This is a genomic window from Iodobacter sp. CM08 (assembly GCF_033446605.1).
Classification (GTDB): domain Bacteria; phylum Pseudomonadota; class Gammaproteobacteria; order Burkholderiales; family Chitinibacteraceae; genus Iodobacter.
In genome coordinates, this window is the sequence record NZ_JAWQUO010000055.1 from 1 (window position 1) to 22,911 (window position 22,911).

18 protein-coding genes are annotated in these 22,911 nt (G+C 45.2%); 16 read left to right on the top strand and 2 right to left on the bottom strand.

Annotation, left to right across the window (positions count from 1 at the left end):
- Positions 1 to 503, top strand: a 503-nt coding sequence (locus R6242_RS20605) for an IS1595 family transposase (RefSeq protein WP_318430512.1), incomplete at its 5' end; no start/stop codon positions are given.
- Positions 504 to 816: 313 nt separating this feature from the next.
- Positions 817 to 1,410: a hypothetical protein gene (locus tag R6242_RS20610; protein WP_318430514.1), complete on the top strand. Its 594-nt coding sequence runs from the start codon at positions 817 to 819 to the stop codon at positions 1,408 to 1,410.
- A 102-nt stretch (positions 1,411 to 1,512) separates the two neighbouring features.
- Here the strand turns inward: R6242_RS20610 and serS are convergent, their stop codons facing one another.
- Both serS and R6242_RS20620 read right to left on the bottom strand, forming a co-directional pair.
- Positions 1,513 to 2,787 (bottom strand): serine--tRNA ligase, encoded by a 1,275-nt coding sequence (gene serS, locus R6242_RS20615; RefSeq protein ID WP_318430516.1) that lies wholly within the window; start codon positions 2,785 to 2,787, stop codon positions 1,513 to 1,515.
- A gap of 438 nt (positions 2,788 to 3,225) precedes the next feature.
- A complete protein-coding gene (locus tag R6242_RS20620; RefSeq protein WP_318430518.1) occupies positions 3,226 to 3,921 on the bottom strand; it encodes a crotonase/enoyl-CoA hydratase family protein in 696 nt (231 codons plus the stop codon).
- A 781-nt stretch (positions 3,922 to 4,702) separates the two neighbouring features.
- Between R6242_RS20620 and R6242_RS20625 the strand changes: the two genes are divergently transcribed.
- The 14 genes from R6242_RS20625 (at position 4,703) to R6242_RS20690 (ending at position 22,849) form a co-directional block, all read left to right on the top strand.
- Positions 4,703 to 7,198 (top strand): TonB-dependent receptor, encoded by a 2,496-nt coding sequence (locus R6242_RS20625; protein ID WP_318430520.1) that lies wholly within the window; start codon positions 4,703 to 4,705, stop codon positions 7,196 to 7,198.
- 388 nt (positions 7,199 to 7,586) lie between these two features.
- Entirely contained in the window at positions 7,587 to 8,237 is a 651-nt protein-coding gene (locus tag R6242_RS20630) for a hypothetical protein (RefSeq protein ID WP_318430522.1), read from the top strand.
- 33 nt (positions 8,238 to 8,270) lie between these two features.
- A complete protein-coding gene (locus R6242_RS20635; RefSeq protein ID WP_318430524.1) occupies positions 8,271 to 9,008 on the top strand; it encodes a MotA/TolQ/ExbB proton channel family protein in 738 nt (245 codons plus the stop codon).
- A 59-nt stretch (positions 9,009 to 9,067) separates the two neighbouring features.
- Positions 9,068 to 9,451, top strand: coding sequence for a biopolymer transporter ExbD (locus R6242_RS20640; RefSeq protein ID WP_318430525.1), 384 nt, complete (start codon positions 9,068 to 9,070; stop codon positions 9,449 to 9,451).
- Positions 9,452 to 9,526: 75 nt separating this feature from the next.
- Positions 9,527 to 9,949, top strand: a complete 423-nt coding sequence (locus R6242_RS20645; protein WP_318430527.1) for a biopolymer transporter ExbD — start codon at positions 9,527 to 9,529, stop codon at positions 9,947 to 9,949.
- Between the two features lie 418 nt (positions 9,950 to 10,367).
- Positions 10,368 to 12,362 carry a M3 family metallopeptidase gene (locus R6242_RS20650; RefSeq protein WP_318430529.1) on the top strand — a complete coding sequence of 665 codons (1,995 nt, stop codon included), beginning with the start codon at positions 10,368 to 10,370 and terminating at the stop codon, positions 12,360 to 12,362.
- Positions 12,363 to 12,633: 271 nt separating this feature from the next.
- Positions 12,634 to 14,406: an ABC transporter substrate-binding protein gene (locus R6242_RS20655; protein WP_318430532.1), complete on the top strand. Its 1,773-nt coding sequence runs from the start codon at positions 12,634 to 12,636 to the stop codon at positions 14,404 to 14,406.
- Between the two features lie 37 nt (positions 14,407 to 14,443).
- Positions 14,444 to 15,382, top strand: a complete 939-nt coding sequence (locus tag R6242_RS20660) for an ABC transporter permease (protein WP_318430533.1) — start codon at positions 14,444 to 14,446, stop codon at positions 15,380 to 15,382.
- A gap of 15 nt (positions 15,383 to 15,397) precedes the next feature.
- A complete protein-coding gene (locus R6242_RS20665) occupies positions 15,398 to 16,456 on the top strand; it encodes an ABC transporter permease (protein ID WP_318430535.1) in 1,059 nt (352 codons plus the stop codon).
- Positions 16,457 to 16,468: 12 nt separating this feature from the next.
- The gene (locus tag R6242_RS20670) at positions 16,469 to 18,208 is read left to right on the top strand and encodes an ABC transporter ATP-binding protein (RefSeq protein ID WP_318430537.1); all 1,740 of its coding nucleotides are present in this window, start codon (positions 16,469 to 16,471) and stop codon (positions 18,206 to 18,208) included.
- 327 nt (positions 18,209 to 18,535) lie between these two features.
- Positions 18,536 to 19,423: an ABC transporter substrate-binding protein gene (locus R6242_RS20675; RefSeq protein ID WP_318430539.1), complete on the top strand. Its 888-nt coding sequence runs from the start codon at positions 18,536 to 18,538 to the stop codon at positions 19,421 to 19,423.
- A gap of 95 nt (positions 19,424 to 19,518) precedes the next feature.
- On the top strand, positions 19,519 to 21,753 hold the full coding sequence (locus R6242_RS20680; protein WP_318430541.1) for an alkaline phosphatase D family protein: 2,235 nt from the start codon (positions 19,519 to 19,521) through the stop codon (positions 21,751 to 21,753).
- 37 nt (positions 21,754 to 21,790) lie between these two features.
- A complete protein-coding gene (locus tag R6242_RS20685) occupies positions 21,791 to 22,255 on the top strand; it encodes a cytochrome c (protein WP_318430543.1) in 465 nt (154 codons plus the stop codon).
- Positions 22,256 to 22,312: 57 nt separating this feature from the next.
- Positions 22,313 to 22,849: a hypothetical protein gene (locus tag R6242_RS20690; protein WP_318430545.1), complete on the top strand. Its 537-nt coding sequence runs from the start codon at positions 22,313 to 22,315 to the stop codon at positions 22,847 to 22,849.
- Positions 22,850 to 22,911: the final 62 nt, after the last annotated feature.

The window sequence follows — 22,911 nt, forward strand, 5'->3', positions numbered from 1 at the left end:
TTCCTTTGTCTTTCAAGGGTTCACGCCATCTGCCACGTCCCGTACATCGGCGCGGGCATGCGCTCCGAAAAAAAGGGACGGGCAAAGATCAAGTCCCCGTTTTGGTGTTACGCAATCGGCAAGGCGCTACCACCGATTTTAAATTACTCGTTGCGAATACGAAGAGTATCGAGCCGGTACTGTCTGCTGTTCTGGCTCCTGATGTCATGCTGTGCAGTGATGGCGCGGCGGCCTATCGTTTGGCAACAGCACACTTAGGCCTCAGCCACTGTGCCGTGAATCTCAGCCAAGGCATCCGTGTTCGAGGGGCTTATCATGTGCAAAATGTGAATGCATATGATAGTCGACTCAAAAATTGGATGACTCGTTTTCATGGCGTGGCCACCAAATACTTAGAAAGCTATTTAGGCTGGCGGCGATGGTTAGAGCGTGCAGGCAAAAATATCACAGCAAAATCAGGGATTGAGCAGGCGATAGGAAAAAATATCCTTTTCAACTATTAATGCAGACAGAGCCTTTTACAAGGGGGAACTTAATAACAATTTAGAAAGTCATGTTTTTATGAACTTAGGCTATATTTTTAGCCATTTTTACACTGCATTTTTGGTGAACGCATTTTCCTGCAAATGACATTTCTTTCTAAACGCTTAGTAATAGCAATTTGTTTTTACAGTGAGCCATCATTAACTTAATAGGCTAAGCCACGTAAAGTGGCTTTTATTATGTAAATCTGCTCTGTATGTCCTTGACATTGGTACAGGCAAATTTTAATCTATATTAGTGTTTAATGATTTAATGGTCGCAGGATAAATATTAATGAAAAAGTTATTGATTGGAATGTTGGTGGCTGTCGTTTCTGTTTCAACCTTTGCAGAAGAAGGCGTGGCTAAAGCCGAAACAACGGCTAAAAGCCGGATCAGAGTCTTTGGTCAAAATGGCGCAGGGGCAAGGATATATCCAGGGTTAAGCTGTGTGAAATCTGCATGGAGTAGTGATGGAATTGTCGTTTCGGGTGGTATGGGGCAGGCCTTTTCATCTTTTGTCGGCATGGCTTCTAATCTCAGCCTTGGTATGGCAGAAACAGAAAGTAGCCGAAATCTAAGCAGCAAGGACGGTGTTTTATCAAAAGCATATTATCAAGAGCATGAAATTGCAGCAGATCAGCCGGCTAGTTTGGCATTAAGCTTTAACGATGTAAGCTCGTTTTATATTGCTAATGGCGTGTCATTTAGCACGGTAAGCCGCCGCTGCGGTGGTAATGTGACATTTACCCCGCAAGCAGGAATAGATTACGAGGTTGGTTTTACTTGGGTGGGTAAAAAATGCAGCATCATTATTAATCAGATTATGAGCCAAGATGGAAATGTCGAATTACACCCGGTTCCGCAAACAGTAGCTCCAGCGTGCTAATTGTAGATTTTAATTTTTAGAAAACACGCAATAGCTTCGACTAAAAAGCCGCCATAGCGAACTATGGCGGCTTTTTAGTTTTTAAAGCTGATTAATCAGCAATTATTTCAATACAGTCAATCCACCCATATAGGCGTGTAATACCTTAGGTACGGTGATGCTGCCATCGGCGTTTTGATAGTTTTCTAATACCGCTACTAAGGTGCGGCCAACCGCCAGCCCAGAGCCGTTTAGGGTGTGAACCAGCTCGTTCTTGCCTTGCTCGTTTTTAAAACGGGCTTGCATACGGCGGGCTTGGAATGCGCCCATGCTGGAGCAGCTAGAAATTTCACGGTAAGTATTTTGTGCTGGTAACCATACTTCTAAGTCGTAGGTTTTTTGAGCGCCAAAGCCCATATCACCCGTGCATAGATTCACCTTGCGGTAAGGTAGCTCCAGCTTTTGCAAGATTGCTTCGGCATGGCCTGTCAGCGTTTCTAGGGCGCTTAAAGAATCATCGGGGTGAACGATTTGCACCAGCTCAACTTTATCAAATTGATGCTGACGAATCATGCCACGCACATCGCGGCCATAAGCGCCTGCTTCAGAGCGAAAACATGGGGTGTGGGCCGTAAATTTAAGCGGTAGTTCTTCTGCCTTCACAATGGTGTCGCGCACAAAGTTGGTTACCGATACTTCCGCCGTTGGGATCAGATATAGCGGCTCTGCACCTGGGCGATTTACTTTAAACAGATCTTCTTCAAATTTAGGCAGTTGGCCCGTGCCCATTAAGCTGGCAGCGTTGACTAAATAAGGGGTGTAAGCCTCGGTGTAGCCGTGCTCGCTGGTGTGGGTATCCAGCATAAACTGGGCAAGTGCACGATGTAAGCGTGCAATGCCGCCTTTGAGTGCGGTAAAACGTGCGCCAGATAATTTGCTACCCGTTTCAAAATCAAGACCTAGCGGGCCGCCTAAATCAACGTGGTCTTTAATTTCAAAATCAAAGACACGGGGCGTTCCCCAGCGCAGTACTTCTTCGTTTTCTGTTTCGTCCTTACCTACTGGCACGGATTCGTGCGGTAGATTAGGCATGGCAAATAATAGATCGTTAATTTTGTCTTGCAGACTGGCAAGCGCTGTTTCTGCGGCTTTTAATTCATCACCTAGGTTGGCAACATCGGCCATGATGGCGGAAACGTCTTCGCCTTTTGCTTTGGCTTGGCCGATCAGCTTGGAGCTGGCATTACGCTTGGCTTGTAAGTCTTGGGTGCTGGTTTGTAGCTGCTTACGCTCATTTTCTAGCGCTGAAAAAGCCTCTACATCCAGAATGAACTTACGGCTGGCAAGGCGGGCTGCAACGTTTTCTAGGTCGGTACGGAGGAGATTGATATCGAGCATAATCGTCGTCTTTTTGTTTCATTGAATAGTTGATAGTTTACACGGCTGGCAAGCGCTTAAAAACCTTAAATCTTAAGCCAAATCTAGAAAGCCTATATTAATAGCGGCATAAGGCATCAGGGGAGGCAATAAATGCGGGGTTATTTTGCTGGCTCACATAAATGGCATGATCAAGATGGCTGCACAACTCGGCAATATATGGCCACAAATGGGGCACATAGTTAATAATTTAGGGGGCTGCTTGCTACGCCCTGATTAAATAGAGCGCAGCAAGCAGCCCCCTAAGGAAACACTAATTTATTTAGTTTTGCTATTCCCGTGTAGGCTGGAATCCATTATTTACACTAGATTCCCGGTAAAGTACTTAGGAATGACGATTTGATTTGTGGTTCCTTAAATTTGTGTACGGGCTGCTGCAACTGCATAACGGCAAATATTTTAATCCAAGCTTAAAGTTGTTTTATCTAGCTCAATCGCTGCATCTAATGTGGCAAGTAACTCTTGGCGTACTTTTAGCTTGGTGTTTTTGTGCGCCTTCATGCTGATTTTTTTAAGTGATTGAGCGACGGCTAAGGCGCTGATGGCTAGCGCTTCAGGGACTACCAGCATATCTAAAAAGCCAGCGGCTAAAGCGCCTTCTGGATTAAACATTTCCCCATTGACCACTGAGCGTTGAAACGCCGCAGGGCTAAGGCGATTGCGTGCGATCTCTATACCGGTTTGCGGCATGGTCATGCCAATTTGCACTTCATTTAAGCCAATACTAAATGGCCCATTTACACCAATACGGTAATCCGCAGAAAGCAATAAAAACGCGCCTTTAGCGATCGCATGCCCAGGGCAGGCCACAATAACAGGGTAGGGGTGGGCTAGTAGACGGCGGCTAAGCATGGAGCCTGCCGTAACTAAAGGAATAGCGTTATCCAAACCTGAAGTCATTACTTTTAGATCGTAGCCAGCGGATAGCAGCCCTATATGAGTTGTAATCAACACCACGGCTTGATCTTGCTCGGCTCGATCAAGCGCTTGATTGAAGGCGCTAATCACCTCCATGGAGATGGCATTAACCTTGCCATTGGCTAAAACCAGCGTAGCAATACCATCTTCTAATTGGTAAGAAACAAGTGAATTCATGGTTGACTCTTATTTAAAGGGTAAGTGCAGACCTTAGCGGCTATGGATAACTGGGTAAAGTGGGGTTAGCCCGCTTGCAATGCTGTAATAATAATTTACAAAAAATATCACAAAGATGACGCGAATATTTCAGCATACTTTTGTGTTTGTTTTTATTGTCAGGGAGTGTGGTAGATATCACTCATAAATTTCTTTTTAAGCTTATCCAATATAAATAATTTATGACGTAAAACTAATAATTTTTGAGTGTTTTCCCCCCTCTTTGCTGAATTTAATGGGTGTAAAAATACATGCTCAGCTATTAAAAAGGCATAAAAATGCTTGGGTTTTTTAAAATTTGGCCTAGGAAAAACCCTAGTCGATGAATGGATGTTTTGAAAATGGCTTACTTATTATGCCGTAAGGATATTTTCTGCTTATGCCTTGTGTTTAAGTTGTTGTGCTATCCCCTTGATTAAGTTGATATAAGTTATTTTACTTATGGTCGTAATATTTATTTAGTGGAAAGAAGGAAATTGCAAGTTTGCCTGTAAGCGGCTCAAGTTAGGAATATCCCTAGCTTGCTGGTGGTTTTTTGATTTGCATCAACACTTGAGCACAAAGAGCTAAAAAATTACTTCTACATAGCACTCTTGATTGGTTACATATCGTTACATTAACATTATTCACCTATGTTAATTTTTACCTAGCGAAAGCCGTGTAAACAAAAATCGGCATGCAGGGCGAGAGGGTTCACTTCTTAGTGAGCTTCATTTGTAAGTCTAAAAATCAGGGGGCTTTCATGAAAGCAAAACAACTAGCAGTAGCAATTGCACTCATTGGCGCTGGCGCGACTCTTAATGTGCATGCTGAAGAAAAAGTAAATAAAGTTGAGCGCGTTGAAGTAACGGGTTCGAGTATTAAGCGGATTAAGAAAGAGGGCGCGACACCTGTTGAGACAATTAGCCGTAAAGCAATTGAAAAAACTGGCGCGGCTTCTGTGAATGAGTTGCTCAAAAATATCTCTTCAATGGATATTATGGATCAAGGAGAGCTGACTAGTAATGCACCGTCAGCATCGGGCAGTACGAATATCAAGATGCGTGGTTTGGGAACGGGAGATATTCTGGTATTACTAAATGGTCGTAGATTGCCAGTTAGTGCTATTGGAGATACGGCGTCACCTTCTGGTGTTGATGTGAATATGATTCCAATTTCCGCAATTGAGCGTGTTGAAATTCTCAAGGATGGTGGCTCAGCGGTATATGGTGCTGATGCAGTTGGTGGTGTGGTGAACTTCATTACCAAGAAGAATTATCAGGGTGGAGAAATTCGTGGGAATGTTGGCCAATCCAGTCGAGGAGATGGTACGGAAAAAAACTTTGGAATGAGCGGTGGCTACGGCGACTTGGATGAGCAAGGCTTTAATGTATTCGGAAGTTTTGATGTTTTTAAGCGCGATGCAATTCTGCGCAAAGACCGTGACTTAACAAAGTCAGTAGATTTTCGAAGCTATGGCGGTAAAGATGGCCGTAGTAATTTCTCGCCCTACGGCAATATTAATAAAGGTGGTACAGGTCAGGTTAAGCCTTGTCCTGCTGAATTGTTAGGTGCCGATGGTAAGTGTAAGTTTGATTTTAATAGCAGCATTCTGACAGCTTACAACGGTGCTGATCGCCAGACGGGCATGTTGCTTGGTACTGTAAAAATTAATGACGATATTCGTGCATTTTTGCAGGGCTTTTACTCCAAGACTCAGGATCACTTCGAGGCGCAACCTGCTCCTGATACGATGTATACCGCAGGGAAGGTGCTGCAGTATCAAGGTCGCTTTATGCAAGCTGGACCACGTATTACTGATCGTAATTCTTCAATGTACCAATTTGTGGCAGGTATTGAAGGTTCAACAAATGGCGTTGACTGGAATATTGCCGCTGGTCATGGTGTAAGTACCCAGACTAATCAAGATAGCAATTATTTGAACCGCGATAAGTTTTTTGCGGCATTAGAAAGTGGTGCGATTGATGGCACTTCAACAAACAATAATCAAGCCATTGTTGATGCTCTTAAAGTGACTCCGCGTCGTGAGGGTGAAAGTTCGCTTTCATTCTTTGATGCAAAGGTAAGTGGCGAAACTGGTATTAGTTTACCAGGTGGCGCTTTGGCTTATGCTGTTGGCGTTTCGGCTACACGTGAATCGGTTAAAGACACCCCTGATCAGTTAAGTCAGGATGGTGGGGTATTTGGTAGTATCCAGCAAGGCGCGGTAGATGCTTCGCGTAATGCAAAAGCTGTTTATGCAGAATTGTCGATTCCTGTCCTGAAAAGCTTGGAGTTGCAAGCGGCTGTCCGTTACGATAGTTATGACTCAGATTCAAAAGCATCACCGCGCTTGGCCGCACGCTTCCAGCCTATTCCAGAAGTGTTATTTCGTGCGTCCTATACAGAAAGTTTCCGCATGCCAACATTGAAGCAATTATCGGGCGGTGCAGGTGAGGGGGCTTACACCGTAGAAACGCCTGAGGAGTGCGCGGCTCTCGGCCAGCCAAAGAATTGTAAAGTGGATGGGTATCTTACTACTGGTAGTAATACAGCGCTTAAGCCTGAAACCGGTAAGTCATTCAACTTTGGTGTTGTGGCTGAATATGGTCCATTCAGTGGCTCCATTGACTGGTGGAAAACAGAAAAAAGCGATGTGATTGATACGCCTACTGAGTTACAGGCTATCCAGCATGGCGCTTATAAATACGATGCACGCGGCATTCTTATCAATACGGCACTTCAAAATCTTACTAGCTTGACCGTTGAAGGTATTGATACAGATATTAAATTTAGATTCCCAACTGAATTTGGAATATTCACTTTCAGTAATACAAATTCTTATTACTTAACCAATGAAAAGGTTAATATTGATAATGAATTAGAAAACTGGAATGGTGTGTATAACAATCCTCAGTGGAGAAATACATTTAGGGTTGAGGCGGATAACGGTTCATGGGGTAGTGCTGTTGCTGTTAAAACTACGGCAGGATTCTATGATAGGAAGCTACCAAATTCAGCTTCAGCGCCAATTGGCCCAGACGTTCGTGAGGTGCCTAGCTATACCGAGACTGATTTGACCTTGAGTTACTCAGGCTTTAAAAACCTTAAGATTGATGCAGCTGTAAAAAACTTGTTTGATAATATGCCACCGTTCTCTAATGCAAACGTGAACGGCAATAACAGCCAAATGGGTTTTGCAGAGTTGTATAGCGTACGAGGTCGTTTCTTCTCCTTGGGTGCTAAGTACTCTTTCTAATTAAAAGAGTTACCCGCAGAGCTTATTTGCTCTGCGGGTGTTTGTTCGGGAAAGTAATTTTTTATGTAGTATAAAGATATAACTTTTTATTTTTTTATTTTCTGCTTTTTTTGTTTATGATGCAAAAGGTGAGCAATCCTTCTTATTTATTACCCTACTCCAATTTGTTTCTTTCTGTATGCTTAAAAATATATGTAATGGTGCCTTTTGAAAAAAAACAGCAGAGACTAATACTTTCATCTGATTTTTTTTGTTTGGTTTTACTGATTTTTTTACAAAAACTAGAGAAAACCCTAGTGAATTTTTTTTATTGACTAGAGTATGTTAAGCATATTGCTGCTTAATGATTAATTAAGTTTTTTACGAAACATTTTTTAAGGAGAGCATAGTGGAAGCTTTTGGCCAGAACGCACGTGATCGTCGTGCAGTGGGCTTGGCTGGAGTGGCTGCCTTGCATGTGCTCGTTGTCTACGCGCTAGTTACAGGTTTGGGCAAGGATTTGGTCAAGGTTATTCAGCAGAAAGTTGAAGTGGCTGTGATTAGCGAGCCGCCACCGCCGCCACCGCCGCCACCGCCGCCAAAAATTGAAAAAGTAGTGAAGGATACCGCGCCTCCACCTCCACAGCAGCAGCCGGCTTATGTGCCACCGCCCGTGGTTGCGCCGACCACCCAGTCAACGAATACGATTCAGGCAACATCAGAAGCAAAAGCGCCTTCGGCCCCAGCAGTACCGCAAGCTACGGCTGCACCTGCCCATGTTGGCCCTATTTCAACCGCAGGGAATTGCTCTAAATTTGGTGGTCTAGAGTATCCGCGTAAAGCGCTAGGTGAAGACATTAGTGGCATCGTCACCATTGTTTACAAAACCAACGCAGAAGGGAAACTGAGCGAAGTCATCAGCTCTAAGTTTTCTAGCGGTATTCCAATGTCTTTCCGTAGTCAGTTTTTGCAAGCAGCTAAGCAATCTTTGCAAGGTAATAACTGCAAAGCGGATACAACTTTTGAGCAAGAGCTTTCTTTCAAGCTTGAATCTGAATAATTAAGACCCTCACTTTAACGAATGGAGTAAATCATGGCTAAGTTCTCCCGCCAATTCTTTATGTTTGCAGCTGCTGCAGTTGCATGTGCTTTGCCAGTTTTGGCGAATACCACTGAAGCCGTTGCCAATCCATATGGCATCGATGCTTTGTGGGCCCAAGGTGATTTTGTAGCCAAAGGGACTTTAGTTATTTTGCTGACCATGTCAGCTGCCACATGGTATGTGTCGATTGTTAAAGTTTTAGATCAACGCCGTTTAATTAAAATTGGCCGTGATTTGCTAAAAGCGCGTGGCCCAGAGCTGCTCACTAAGGCTAAGGGTTTGAAAGATGATGGTATTTATAGCTCCGTAGCCCATGCTGGCGCACAAGCTGCTAGTGAGCACAACGGTGAATTAAGCAAAAACGTTGACCTGAATACTTGGGTATCAATGGCTACTTACGATGCGGCAGATCATGCTGCAAGCAAGATGCAAGCAGGGATGTCGGTGATTGCAACTGTGGGCTCTACTGCACCATTCGTGGGTCTGTTTGGTACGGTATGGGGTATTTACCACGCGCTGACAGCGATTGGTATTTCTGGTCAGGCTTCTATTGATAAAGTGGCTGGCCCAGTGGGTGAGTCATTGATCATGACGGCAATTGGCCTAGCTGTAGCCGTTCCTGCGGTACTGGGTTACAACTGGTTGGTTCGTCGTAACAAGCTGGTGGTAGAAATGGTTCACACTGTTGCTGCGCGCTTGCACACAAATTTACTCAGCACACCTAAGTAATCATCATGAGATATCTGAGGCCAGGACAAAGGGCATCTAGCCACGATGAAGATGAGGTCATGTCTGCCATCAATACCACGCCTTTGGTGGACGTGATGTTGGTACTGCTCATTATCTTTTTGATCACTATTCCTGTTGTGACGCAAACCATTAAATTGACTTTGCCGAAGGAAATAAATATTCCTACCCAAACTAAGCCTGAGAATATTATTTTAGGCGTAGATGATAAGAGCAATATTTATTGGAATATTAGCCAAGTGAAGTCAGATGAAGAATTACTGGCGCGCTTGGTGAAAGTTGCAAAAATGGATCCTCAACCAGAAGTCCATATTCGCGGCGATATGTCTTCTAAGTATAGCTCGGTAGGTCGAATTGTATTGGCGGTACAAAGAGCAGGTATTGTAAAAATTGCTTTTATTACCGAGCCACCAGCAAAAAACTAATGGCAGCTTAAATGCTGAGAGGCGGGCTTAAATCCGCCTCACTTTAGAGATGCAAAACATCCCTGTAGGAGAGTAATGATGGGAATGAACGTTGGCGGTAGCGGTGACGATATGATGATGGAAATTAACACCACGCCATTGATTGACGTGATGTTGGTTCTGTTAATTATGCTGATTATCACCATTCCAATTCAAACGCATGCGGTTAAATTGGATATGCCAGTTAATGCGCCTTCTAAGTCAACCGAAAAGCCTGAGGTCGTCCAGATTGATATTAATAGCAGTAATGTTATTTCTTGGGCCGGTGTTCCTTTGGCAAATCGTGCTGAATTAGAAAAAAATCTTGAAACAGCAGCGCAAAAAGCAGTTCAGCCAGAGTTTCATATTCGCCCTGATAAAGATGCAAACTATGAAGCGGTAGCAATGGTATTGGCTAGCTCACAGCGTTTAGGCGTTAAAAAAATTGGTATTGTTGGTCACGAACAGTTTATTCAGTAAAAAAAGCTAGGTGTGTTTTTACACCTAGCTATTCTGCTTTATCCAAATAAAATACAACTCAGCTGATTAATAATGTACTGGCCTGCTGATGGTGTATTTTAGAATAAATATAGGGTGTGCAGCCCAACAAGCCTAAAAGAATTGTTGAGTCTATATCTAGCATCTATCTACATTATTAAAGTCAATGTTATGCGATATAAATAACGCAGGGCGGCTGCAACCAGCCGTTTTTTTCTTTTACGCTTTTAAATATGGCGGGTTTCACCCGTCCTGCAAAAGAAAAGTGCGGCTCTAAAAAATGATTGGCATAGGCGTTATTAAGCAAAATACATAATCAAGTAGCCATTTATTTAAATATTTTAAATCCGTCTTTCAGCACAACTCATGTGCATCCAATAAAATAATAGCAGGGGAAGAAATGAATAAGTTAGCGATGTGCATGACAGCCTTGTTTGCATCGGCGCCCCTGTATGCTGCGCAAAGTGGGGCATTATTGTTGCCTAATGCAGAGCAAATGGCACAATTATGCCAACAAGGTATTGATCAAGCCAAAAGAAAAATTACAAAATTAGAGAAATTACCGCTGAATAAAGTAAGTGCAGCCAATACTTTGGCCGAGTGGGATAGAATTAACCAACTGGTCGATAAAATTGGTGGCCCTGCCGGTTTACTATCAGAAGTCAGCCCAGATACTGCAGTACGTGCAGCGGCAGATGCATGTAATTTAAAAATGTCGGCTTTAATGAATGATGTTTTACAAAGCGAGGCTTTATATAGCCGCTTTAAAACACTTAAGCCTAAAGACGCGATTGATGCTGAAGCGCAGGCCGATTTGCTGAGTAATTTTGAAGATCGTGGCGTCAATCTGCCTAAAGCCAAGCGTGCCGAATTACTGGCGATTATGAATAAAATTGAAAAGCTGCAGCAGGATTTCTCACGCAATATGCGTGATAATCAGGCCAGAATCAGCTTTAGCGCCGACGAATTAAAGGGCGTTGCGGCTAGCTTTTTAGCCACCGCCAAAAAAGATGCCGCAGGCCAGTATGTATTGGGTTTTGATTATCCAGAAATTGATGCGGTGATGGGCTATGCCGAAAACGAAACTACTCGTGAGCGTTATTACATCGCGCGAATGAAAATTGGCGGTGCGGCTAATCTGCAAATCTTAAAAGAAGTGGTGCAATTGCGTCAGCAATTGGCTGATCTTACCGGCTACCCAAGTTACGCCGCCTTTGCTATGCGCAATAAAATGGCGGGCACCCCAGAGGCGGTTAATACTTTTCTTGCTGACGTGCAATCGCGCGTGAGCGAGCTAGAAAAATCCGATATCGAAGAGTTGCGCCAAGAAAAAGCCCGCTTTACCGGCAAGGCCGATAGCCAGTTAAAGCGCTGGGATGTCGCGTTTTATGAAGAGCAGCTTAAAGCCAGCCGCTATCAGCTCGATCAAAAACAAGTGCGTGAGCAGTTCCCCACCGAGCCAACCATTGCTTGGATGATGAATGTCACCGGCACTTTATACGGTGTGGAGTTTCGCCCCAATGCTGCTTTAAAAACTTGGCATGGCGATGTGCGTGCTTACGATGTGTTTGATAAAGCCAGCCAAAAATATCTCTCCAGCTTTTACCTCGACTTATTCCCGCGTGATGGCAAATACAAGCATGCAGCGGCTTTTCCTGTACGTGGCGTAAGCATGTTGGGCGGGCAAACGCCGGTTAGTGTGCTGGTTACCAATTTTAGCCGCGAAGGCTTTAATCAGGATGAATTAGAAACACTATTCCATGAGTTTGGCCATGTGATGCACGGCGTTCTATCTAAAACCCGTTACAGCATGCAGGCGGGCACATCGGTGAAGCGTGACTTTGTTGAAGCGCCTTCACAAATGTATGAGGAATGGGCGCGTCGCCCAGAAGCTGAAGCCCTCTTTAACGATACTTGCGCCAGCTGCAAGCCGATTGATCCAAAACTGATTGCCAAAATGGACGACGCTCGGCGCTTTGGCCGTGGCCTTAAATACGCTCGCCAAGTGCTGTACTCCTCATTTGATATGGCCTTAGCCGCTAAAAATGCCGGTGATCCGCTGGTGCTCTGGCAAACCATGGAAGCTAAAACCCCGCTAGGCTATGTGGCCGGTACTGAATTCCCTGGCACTTTTGGCCATATTGTTGGTGGCTATGCGGCAGGCTATTACGGCTATATGTGGTCAGAAGTATTAGCGCTGGATATGTTGTCGGCTTATGGCAACAATGTAATGGATGTAAAGCAGGGCAAGCGCTACCGCGAATTAATCTTAGAAAACGGCGGCCAGCGCCCAGCGATGCAATTAGTTGAAGAATTTATTGGTCGCAAGCCCAATGCCGATGCCTTTTTCCAAGAAATAAGCGGCAAGCGTGGCGCAAAGCAGGCGGCTAATTAATAGCGTTTTTTATTTGTAGAGCGAGTGAAACCCCAGTCCTATCAACTTAAGGGAAATTTGCTGATCGTTAAATCTTAAGCGATCAACTTAGATCTATCTATTGCAAGCATTGAAATATCGTAGGGCGGGTGCAACCCGCGTTTTTTTAGCATGACTCGCGGGTTGCACCCGCCCTACGAATGGCAGATTGCTTAAGTTGATAGGATTGGGCGAAACTCGCCCTACACCACTCATTTGAATAACATTGCTTTGAATTGAAGAGGAGACGGTGATGAAAAAACTATTAAGCATCGCCATAGCGGGGGCGCTATTAAGCCAGCCAGTATTGGCGGCGGATATGAGCAAGGTATTGCGGGTGGCATTTCCTGCGCCTGAAACCGGTTTTGATCCGGCGAAGGTGTCCGATGTGTATTCCAGCTCGATTACAGAAAACGTATTCGATCCAATGCTCACTTATGATTTTATGGCAAGACCATCCAAGCTTATCCCGAATACACTGACTGAAATGCCAAAGGTCAGTGAAGATGGCAAGGTATTAACTTTCCACCTTAAAAAAGGCATTTATTTTGCGCCTGATCCGGTATTCAAAGGCCAAACCCGTGAATTAACCGCGGCTGATTATGTTTATTCATTAAAGCGTTTGGTTGATCCTACTACTGGTTCCCCAACCGGCTATTTAATTTCCGGTAAATTTATTGGCCTAGATGAATGGGTTAAATCTGCTAAGAATGGAAAATTAGATTACGACGTTACCGTAGAGGGGATTAAAACCCTTGATCGCTATACGCTGCAATTAACGCTTAAAGATGCTTATCCGGCATTGCAATATGTATTGGCTATGCCGCATTTAGGTGCAGTGGCGCGTGAAGTGATCGAGGCTTATGCCGACAATACCATGTCGCACCCTGTGGGCACTGGCCCTTATATGGTCAGCGAGTGGAAGCCAGGCACACATATCTCCCTAGTGGCAAATCCCTATTACAGAAAAAGTATTATTGCCTATAAGCCAGGTGATGATATTGGCGACCAGCAGCTAGCTAAAGAAATGAATGGTAAAACCATTCCTGAAATTGGTCGTGTTGAAGTTTCTATTATTCAAGAAGAGCAGCCAAGTTGGCTGGCCTTTAGAAATGGCGATTTAGATATAAGTAAAATGCCGCAGCCGCTGGTGCGTGGATCAATGTTGCTTGATCCTAATGACCCTTGGCGTACTGATTTAAAAGCAGATTTAAAGAAAAGAGGCATTAAACTTCACCGCGATTTAGCTGAAGAAATTACCTACTATGTGTTTAATATGAAAGACCCTGTCTTAGGGGGATTGGGTAAAGATAAAATTGCTTTACGCCGCGCAATTGCCATGTCTTTTAATACCACAGATACGATTCGTAATATTCGCCGTAACCAAGCGGTAAAAGCGCAATATATTATTCCGCCAAACGTGGCTGGGCATAATCCTAATTTTAAGGCGGCATTTGAATATAACCCTGCTTTAGCTAATGCTTTGCTGGATGAGTTTGGTTATAAAATGGGTGCGGATGGAAAGCGTAATTTGCCTGATGGCAAGCCCTTAGTGGTTGATTTCATTACCGGCACTACAGGTATTGATAAGCAGTGGAATGAATATTGGCAAAAAGCTTTTGACCAAATTAAAGTCAAAGTAGCATTTAGGCAAATGCAATGGAATGAGCAGGTTAAATCATTGCGTACCTGCACCTATGGTATGGATGGTGCGGCCTGGCTGGCAGATTATCCAGATGGCGATAATTTCACCATGATGCTGTATGGAAAAAATATTGGCAGCGAAAATTATGCCTGCTATAGCTCGCCTAAATACGATAAATTATATGAAGCATCGCAAAAAATGGTCGATAGCCCAGAGCGTAATACACTTTACGACCAAATGAATAAAGTGATGATGGCAGATACGCCTTGGGTGATGGGCGATACGCGGTTTAATAACTACTTAACGCATGCTTGGGTTAAGGGGTATAAACCTCACCCACAATTTAATACGCTGTGGCGTTATTTGGATGTTCAAAAATAATGACTCATTTTGCATATTTTGTGGCTAAGGAAAAATAATGCTCGCATATATTACTCGCCGTGTTTTACAAATGATCCCGACTATATTCGGGGTAATGTTGTTGGTTTTTATTCTATTTTCTGTGGTGGGTGGCGATCCAAGTTTAATCTTGGGCGGTAAGCATTTAACGCCTGAAGTATTAAATAATATTCGCACTCAATTAGGGTTAGATAAAAGCCTGCCAGAGCAGTTTTTTATTTTTGTAAAGCAAGTGCTGACTTTAGACTTTGGTACGTCTTGGTCTACCCAGCAGCCGGTTTCGCAAATGATTGCCAGCCGTGTTGGCCCATCCCTAACCTTAACCGGCTCCTTGCTGGTGGTGAGCCTGCTGGTGTCCATTCCTTTGGCCGCGCTGGTGGCTTACTTTAGGGGGGGCGTAACGGATCGTGTGGTCACGATTGCGTGTACCGTGGCCATGTCGATCAGCGCCTTGGTATATATAGTGGTAGGCCAGTACTTCCTTGCTTATGAATTGGCTTGGTTTCCGGTACGCGGCTGGGGCGATTCCTTATTCACTAATTTATTGGTTTATGTGCCTTTGCCATTATTAATGGGCTTAATGGTCTCTATTGGCCCAGATATCCGTTTCTATCGCAGCTTTTTTATTGAAGAAATGAATAATGATTATGTGCGTACCGCTAGGGCTAAGGGTTTGTCAGAGTCAAAAATTATGCTCAAGCACGTGCTGCGTAATGCGCTCATCCCTGTGGTGACCACCGTGATGATGTCATTGCCGTTTTTAATGATGGGTGCGCTGATTCTGGAAAGCTTCTTTGGTATTCCGGGTATGGGCAATGAAGTATTGCTGGCCGTGAATAAAAGCGATTTCCCTGTGATTAAAGCCGTCACCATTTATATTGCGATCGCAACGATGATTTTTAATTTACTAGCCGATTTGGTTTACAAATTAATTGATCCACGCGTTCAACTTAAATAAACCCTGGGGATACTTATGAATGCAATTGTTGAAGCCGTGCCGGGGTTGAAGATTGAACCGGCGTCTAAAAGTTTGTGGGCATTGGGTTGGCAGCGCTTAAAGCGTAATAAGGTTGGTTTTATTGCGTTATGGGTGGTGGTGGCTTATTTGTTGATTGCCGTAGGTGGTTGGCTGAATATTGTTGCAAGCAATTGGTCTGAAGAAGTGGCCGTGCCTTACGCACCGCCCTCATGGGTGACTAAGAGTAAAGATGAGCAGCTACCAGCTAAGACAGCAACAGCAGCGGCAGCGACACAGCCGATTGTAACTATGCTGCCATCAGAAGATCCGCTTGCTAAAGAGCTGGAAGCTGCGCAGAAAAACACGGCCAAGTATGCGGATAATAGCCCAGCAAAGCTTGAAACCATGCCGTTTGGTGCAGATTTGCGTGGCCGTGGTGTGATTGAAAAAACCATTAAAGGTACTTCAACCTCTATCTTTGTTGGCATTTTTGGTGCGGTGTTGGCGCTAAGCATTGGCACAATCTTGGGTGCGGTTTCTGGCTATTTTGGCGGCAAAGTCGATGATTTCTTTACTTGGTTTTACAGCATCTTTACTTCTGTTCCCGATATGCTCTTGCTGTTATCTTTTGCAGCGGTAAGCGGGCGGGGTATTAGCACTATTATTATGGTGATGGCGCTGACTAGCTGGACAGGGACTTATCGTCTGGTGCGCGCTGAGTATATGAAGCTTAAAAACCGTGAATACGTGCAAGCCGCCGATGCGATTGGCGCTTCGCATTATCGTCGTATGTTTGTGCATATTTTGCCAAATATCAGCCATTTACTCTTGGTGCAGTTCTCTTTGATGACGGTTGCCTTGATTAAATACGAAGCTATTTTGTCTTTCCTTGGCTTTGGTGTGGGTGTGCGTCAGGTGAGCTTGGGCTCGATGCTGGCAGAAACGCCCGCTGAATTGGTGCAGGGCTTTTGGTGGCAAATGCTGGCGGTAACGATTGCGATGTCGGTGCTGGTGACGGCGTTTAGCCTGTTGGTGGATGCACTGCGCGATGCGCTTGATCCAAAAGTTAAATAAGGAGATCGCGGCATGTCATCAGCTGAAAATACTGAAACATTATTATCGGTGCGTAATTTAGTGGTGAATTTTCGTCAGGAAGATGGCGAAAGATTTAATGCCATTAAGGGCGTGAGTTTTGATATCCCTAAAAACCGCACCGTGGCCTTGGTAGGCGAGTCTGGCTCGGGTAAATCTGTGACTTCGATGGCGATTATGCAATTGCTGCCGCCAAACAATACTGAAATCAGCCCAGATAGCCAGATTCTGTTTGAAGGCAAAAACCTACTGGGTTTAAGCGGCAGTGAGCTGCGTAAAATGCGCGGCAAAGATATTGCGATGATTTTCCAGGAGCCGATGAGCTCTTTAAACCCCGTGTTTACCGTGGGCGATCAAGTAGCAGAAACCTTGATGCTGCACGCAGGATTGGGGCGCCGTGCGGCTGCCAAGCGTGCAGTTGAGCTGTTATTTGAGGTGGGCTTACCTAATCCATCAGAAAAAGCCAATGCTTACCCGCATCAATTATCGGGCGGGCAGCAGCAGCGTGTGATGATCGCTATGGCGATTGCTTGCGAGCCTAAGCTTTTAATTGCGGATGAGCCAACGACGGCGCTGGATGTCACTATCCAAAAGCAAATTTTACAACTGATCGCTGATCTGCAAAAAAAGCACGGCATGTCGGTGCTGTTTATTACCCATGATCTGGGCTTGGTGGGTGAGTTTGCCCATGATGTGGTGGTGATGCGCCACGGTGAAGTCCGTGAAGCGGGCACGGTTGAGCAGATTTTTGATAATCCTAAGGACAGCTACACCAAGGCGCTGCTGGCTTGCCGCCCGCACTTGGATCGCCGTCCTGAGCGCCTTGCGGTGATTGACGATTTTTTAAAACCTGGAGGGTATATAGAGCCAGCAGACCGTCAGCGTGGCTATAAGGCCGATGAAGATATTGTGTTGGAGGTGAAAGGCCTTGGAAAATCGTTTGAATCCCGTGAGGGTTTGTTCGGTAAAAAGGTGTTTCATGCAGCTAAGGATGTTTCGTTTAAATTAGCCCGTGGTAAGACGTTGGGCATCGTGGGAGAGTCAGGCTCGGGTAAAACTACGGTTGGGCTGACTTTAGTGCGCTTACATCAGGCCACTAGTGGCCAAGCGTTCTTTAATGGTAAAGATCTATTTGCCATGAGTCCGCGTGAATTTAATGACTATAAACGCCGGATTCAGATTATTTTTCAGAATCCATACGCCTCGCTTAATCCGCGTTTTACCGTGGAGCAAATCCTTACTGAGCCGATGCAGTTGCATGGTATTGGTAGCAGCGCGATGGATAGAATTAAACTAGCGCGTGAGCTGTTAGATAAAGTGGGCTTGCCCGCTGCTGCGCTGGCTAAATATCCACACGAATTTTCGGGTGGCCAGCGTCAGCGGATTGCCATTGCGCGTTGCTTAACTATGAAGCCAGAGATTCTGATTTGTGATGAATCGGTATCGGCTTTGGATGTATCGGTGCAAGCGCAGGTGTTGAATTTGCTGCAAGATTTGCAAGATGAATATAAGTTGTCTTACTTGTTTATTTCGCATGATCTGGCGGTGGTAAAACATATTTCAGATCAAGTGATGGTGATGAATAAGGGCGAGGTGGTGGAGTTGGCTGATGCAGATGAAATTTATCTGAATCCAAAAGCGTTTTATACCCGAAAATTGCTCTCATCTATTCCGCAAGGCCGTGGCCGAGTGCAAAATAAGCAATATTTGAATGATGATTTAGTTACTTTATAAATAATTTTAGCTAATTTTAAACCGCTCAGATAAACGTCTGGGCGGTTTTTTTATGTGCGGAACCCGCTGCTTAGATCATTAATTTTATCCCTTTATCCATTTGAGAGCGGGCACTAGGCGGCAATGGTCTAATTTAAGTAAGGTGCTCATGTGAAGGGCAATTCTATCAACTTAAGAGAAACGGTATTTGTAGGGCGGGTGCAATTTTTGATCGACGTTGAAAAAAATGCGGATTTCACCCGCCCTACGATGATTCAATGTTTGTAATTGTGCGATAAGCCATGGCAAGTGGTTAAGTTAATAGGATTAGGGTTAAGGGGGATCGTCATGCTGCGAGTGCTATTATTTTGTTGTTTATGGCTTATTCATGTAAATGCCTACGCACTTAAAATTGCCATGGTGTTATGGCGGGGGGAAACTGCAGCGGAGCAGGGTTTTCGTGATGAAATGAAAAAACTGGGCTTAAAACCTGATATTACGGTTTTCAATGCTAATCAGGATCGCCCCACCTTGGCCACATTATTGCGTACCGAGCTAGAACCTGATTTGGCTAGATATGATTATGTATATAGCTTTGGCACGACTGCTAGTCAGATGACTAAGCAGTTTTTAAAAGGGCGAAAACCTTTAATATTTAATGTAGTTGCCGATCCCTATGGTGCGGGCCTACTGTCAGCAAATAAACAAGATAATAAAATGCTGGCAGGGGTAAGCAATATGATTTCGCTGCCGTTACAGATCGCTAACGCTCGTAAATACTTGCCTCAGGGAAGTAAAATGCTGTTGCCAGTGAATCCACGGGAGCAAAATACACAGCTGATTGCTGAGCAATTAAAACCTGTGGCCGCCCAATATAATTGGACATTAGCAACTTGGCGAATTAACCCTGATAAAGCATTAATTAAATCAGAGCTGTTGCGTTTGCAAAAGGATGCTAAAGATAGCGTGGTGTTTATTCCCACAGATAGCTATTTGATTTCGATAGCACCCGAGCTAATGCAAGCACTGAATGAAGCTAATATTGAGACTATTTGTAGCGTAGCCGCATTTATTCCTTATCATTGCAGTATTGGAACCGTTGGCGATTATCAGATACAAGGCAAGTTGGCGGCAGGGATTATTGCTATGCATCAAAAGGGCACTGCCTTGCAGGATATTCCTGTGCAATATGATTTATCTCCTCGTTTAATAACGAGGGATGCGGCGGCACATTAAGGCTGAGCTGGTATTTCTTCAATGAAACACTTGTTTTAACTTACTTGTCATATTGTTCGGTTATGTTGCTGGCCTTACTCTTTTGGATGCGCAGCATGAATCGTCGTCAGTTTTTAAAGTGGACCGGCTTTGTTACTGCTTCTACCGTAGGCCCAGCGTTGTTAGTTGGCTGTAGTAGCAACGACGATGACGCTGTATTGCCTGCCGTGGTGCAGATCCCTTGTAAGTTTCCGCAGAGCATCGCCTCGGGTGATCCGGCGGCCACCAGCATCATGCTATGGACCCGCGTGGTGCCTAGCGATGCAGACGATGTGATATCAACTAAGGCCGCAGATATTGGCCTGCGTTTAGTGATTAGCAGCAGCGATCAATCGGCTTTACTCGGTAGTAATAAGCCGCTGACCAGCATTGTTCATGAAGTGGCACTCACGGCAAAAACCGAGTGGGATCACACCATTCGCCATAAAGTAGAAGGCTTAAACCCAGCCACCACTTATTTCTACCAGTTTATTGCTGGCAATAGTATGAGCCGAGTAGGGCGGTTTAAGACTGCACCTGCGGTAGATGTGGATGTGAATAAGCTGCGCTTTGCTTACTTATCTTGCCAAGACTGGAGCATTAACCACTGGGCAGGCTTTACTGAGCTAGCAAAAGAAGAGTTAGATTTTGTGGTGCATTTGGGTGATTATATTTACGAAACCGTGGGTGAAGACTTCCAAAAAGGCGCTGTAGAGGCGCTGCACACGGCGATCAAACTACCGGATGGCCCATTCAAAAATGGTAAAGACGGCGCGCGTTTTGCCAATAGCACCGCTGATTACCGCACCCTGTATAAGCAGTATCGCTCTGATGCCCGCTTGCAGGCGGTGCACGAGCGCTTTGCCATGATCGCCATCTGGGATGACCACGAGTTTTCTGATGATTGCTGGGGCGATGCCACTACCTATGATAATGGCAGCTTTGATGCTACCAGCGGCAAGGCGGACAATAAACACGAAACCGAACGCCGCCGCAGTGCCAATCAGGCGTGGTTTGAGTTTATGCCTGCCGATGTGAAGTTTGATATCACCGATAAAGGTTTCCAGAACATCCGCCTTTACCGTGATTTCCGCTTTGGTAAATTGCTGCATCTGGTGATGACCGATCAGCGTCTCTATCGTGCCGATCATGTGATTCCTGAAGCGGCAGCAGGCAGCTCGGTGGGTTCGCGTTATATGGTGCCAACGGCGCTGCTAGCGGCGGCTGAAGCAAAAAAAATGGCGGCGGCAAAGCCTTTAGGCGATGAGCTGGCGCTAGTTTCCATCCTCGGAAAAACCCAGCGTGAGTGGTGGCAAAACACCATGAAGGCCTCCACGGCAACATGGAAGCTGTGGGGCAATGAGGTTTCCTTACTTAAAATGTGCGTTAACGGTAAATCGCTGACGGCGGCGCCTAAAGATTTCCAAACAGAAATCATCCTGAATGCCGACCAGTGGGATGGCTATAACGCCGAGCGTAAAGCGTTGATGCAGTTTTTAAGCAGCAATCAGATCAAAAACGTGGTGGCCATTACTGGCGATATTCACTCCTTTTATGCGGGCCAGGTTTATGACGATTACACCAGCGGCAAGCCGGTGATGATTGATCTAGTTACCGCCGGTATCAGCAGCGATTCTTTCTACAGCTATTTTGCCAAGGCGGTGAGTGATCCGGCTTCTGCTGCGGTGCAGCCATTAATCTTTACTTCAGAAGCCGCAGCCGAAGGCATTGCCATTCAAATGATTTCGGCCGGCATTGCCATGCAGGTTGGGTTGACGGATCTAAGCAATGCCGCAGCCATTAAAGCTGCTGTAGGTGGGGCGATTGCAAATGGCTTATTGCCAGCTGCGGCCGTTACGCCAACTGCCGGTTTGTCTAGCGCTGCAATCAATACCTTTAATGAAACGCTGGCTGGGCAAATGGGCGAGTTGATTGGTGGGCAGATTGCTGCGCTGGCAGTGGCCAAAAAATCCGTTGCGGCGCAAACGCTATATGGCATGGTGGCGGGGCAGCTGGCTGCGGCACTGAAGATTCCTGTTGCCAGCGTGCCAGCGGCTGAAGTAATTAAGCGCCTAAATCCGTTTGCCAATCAGGCGGCAGGCACCGCACCGGCGGCAAATAATCCTTGGATTAAATATGCTGACACTGATGCACAGGGCTATACCGTAGTAGAGCTAACCGCGGCAGGCTTAAAAGCAGAGTTCAGAAAAATCACCCGCTTGGAAGGCAATGTTGCACCGCAAAAAGCCATTGAAAAATCGAAAACGATTTTAGTGAAAGCGGGGAGCTTAGATTTAACAATAACGGATTAATAGGGTGTATTTATTGGCTGATAAAAAGGGGAGTATCATGCTCCCCTTTTGCTATTTACATTGGTTGGATATGCAGCGATTTATTTTGATTTTATTTAGCCTATTGGCACTCACTGCCTGCCAGCGCACCGATCCAAATTCTCCCGTCTCTTTACGTAAAGCCACTTTCAAAGAAATGCTGAAATCGCGTGAAGCGATACACGCCATGCTCAATGGCGATAAGCCTTACAAGCAAGATGAGTTACTTAAAGAAGCGATTAAGCTTAAGCAAAAATCACAGCAGCCTTGGGCTTACTTTGCTGAATTTGCGATTACTCAGCAATCCACAAGTAAGCAACAAGCGGATGCCAAAGATTTTCATGCTGCAGCAGAAAATATGCAGCAGCAAAGTGTTGCCTTAGAGGCTGCGGCTCAATCTGGGCAATCTGAGAATATCCGTGCATCTTACAAGGCCGTAGAAAACGCGTGTATACGCTGTCATCAGCAGTTTAGGCCGGGCTGATTCATTTGGATTAAGGCCACAGCATCCTCATGGCGGTTTACTTGCCAGCAGTCTATTTTGAATGGGAGACAGTTGTTTTCTGTTTGCTTGCTTGATTCTGTCTGGCTGACTTGGGATGAGTTTCATATGCTGCAACGATTTTTCCAAATTTGGGAGGGCAAAAGAACATCGGGGCAGCTCGTTTTTAGTACGTTTTTAGTCTCATTTATCCTTCTGCTTGGCGCTTACTTTATCCCACACAGGGCTTGGTGCGCCTTATTTTGCTTGCTAGCGTGGGGTTTGCTATGGCTCTACCTATCCGCGCGGATCGCGCTGCAAAGCGCACAAAGGCAAGTGCAGTGCGCTGAACAGCAAATAATTGATATTGCGAATGTTTTGCCCCTGGTGGTGTTTCAGATGCGCACCAGTGCTCAAGGGGTGCATCGCTATAACATCATTCATGAGCGAGTGATTGATGTTATTGGCGTATCTGCGGCTGATCTGCGCGATAACCCTGAGCACCGCTGGCGCAATGCCGATCCACAGGATAAATCTTTCCTGATTATGTCTCTTGCTCAACCTCCTTGCTCAAACCACCTAAAAGGCCTAAGGTGAACGAACGTTCTTTTGTGGAGTGGTCGTCATGGCAATCAACCCAATCCAGATGCAAAAGGGGC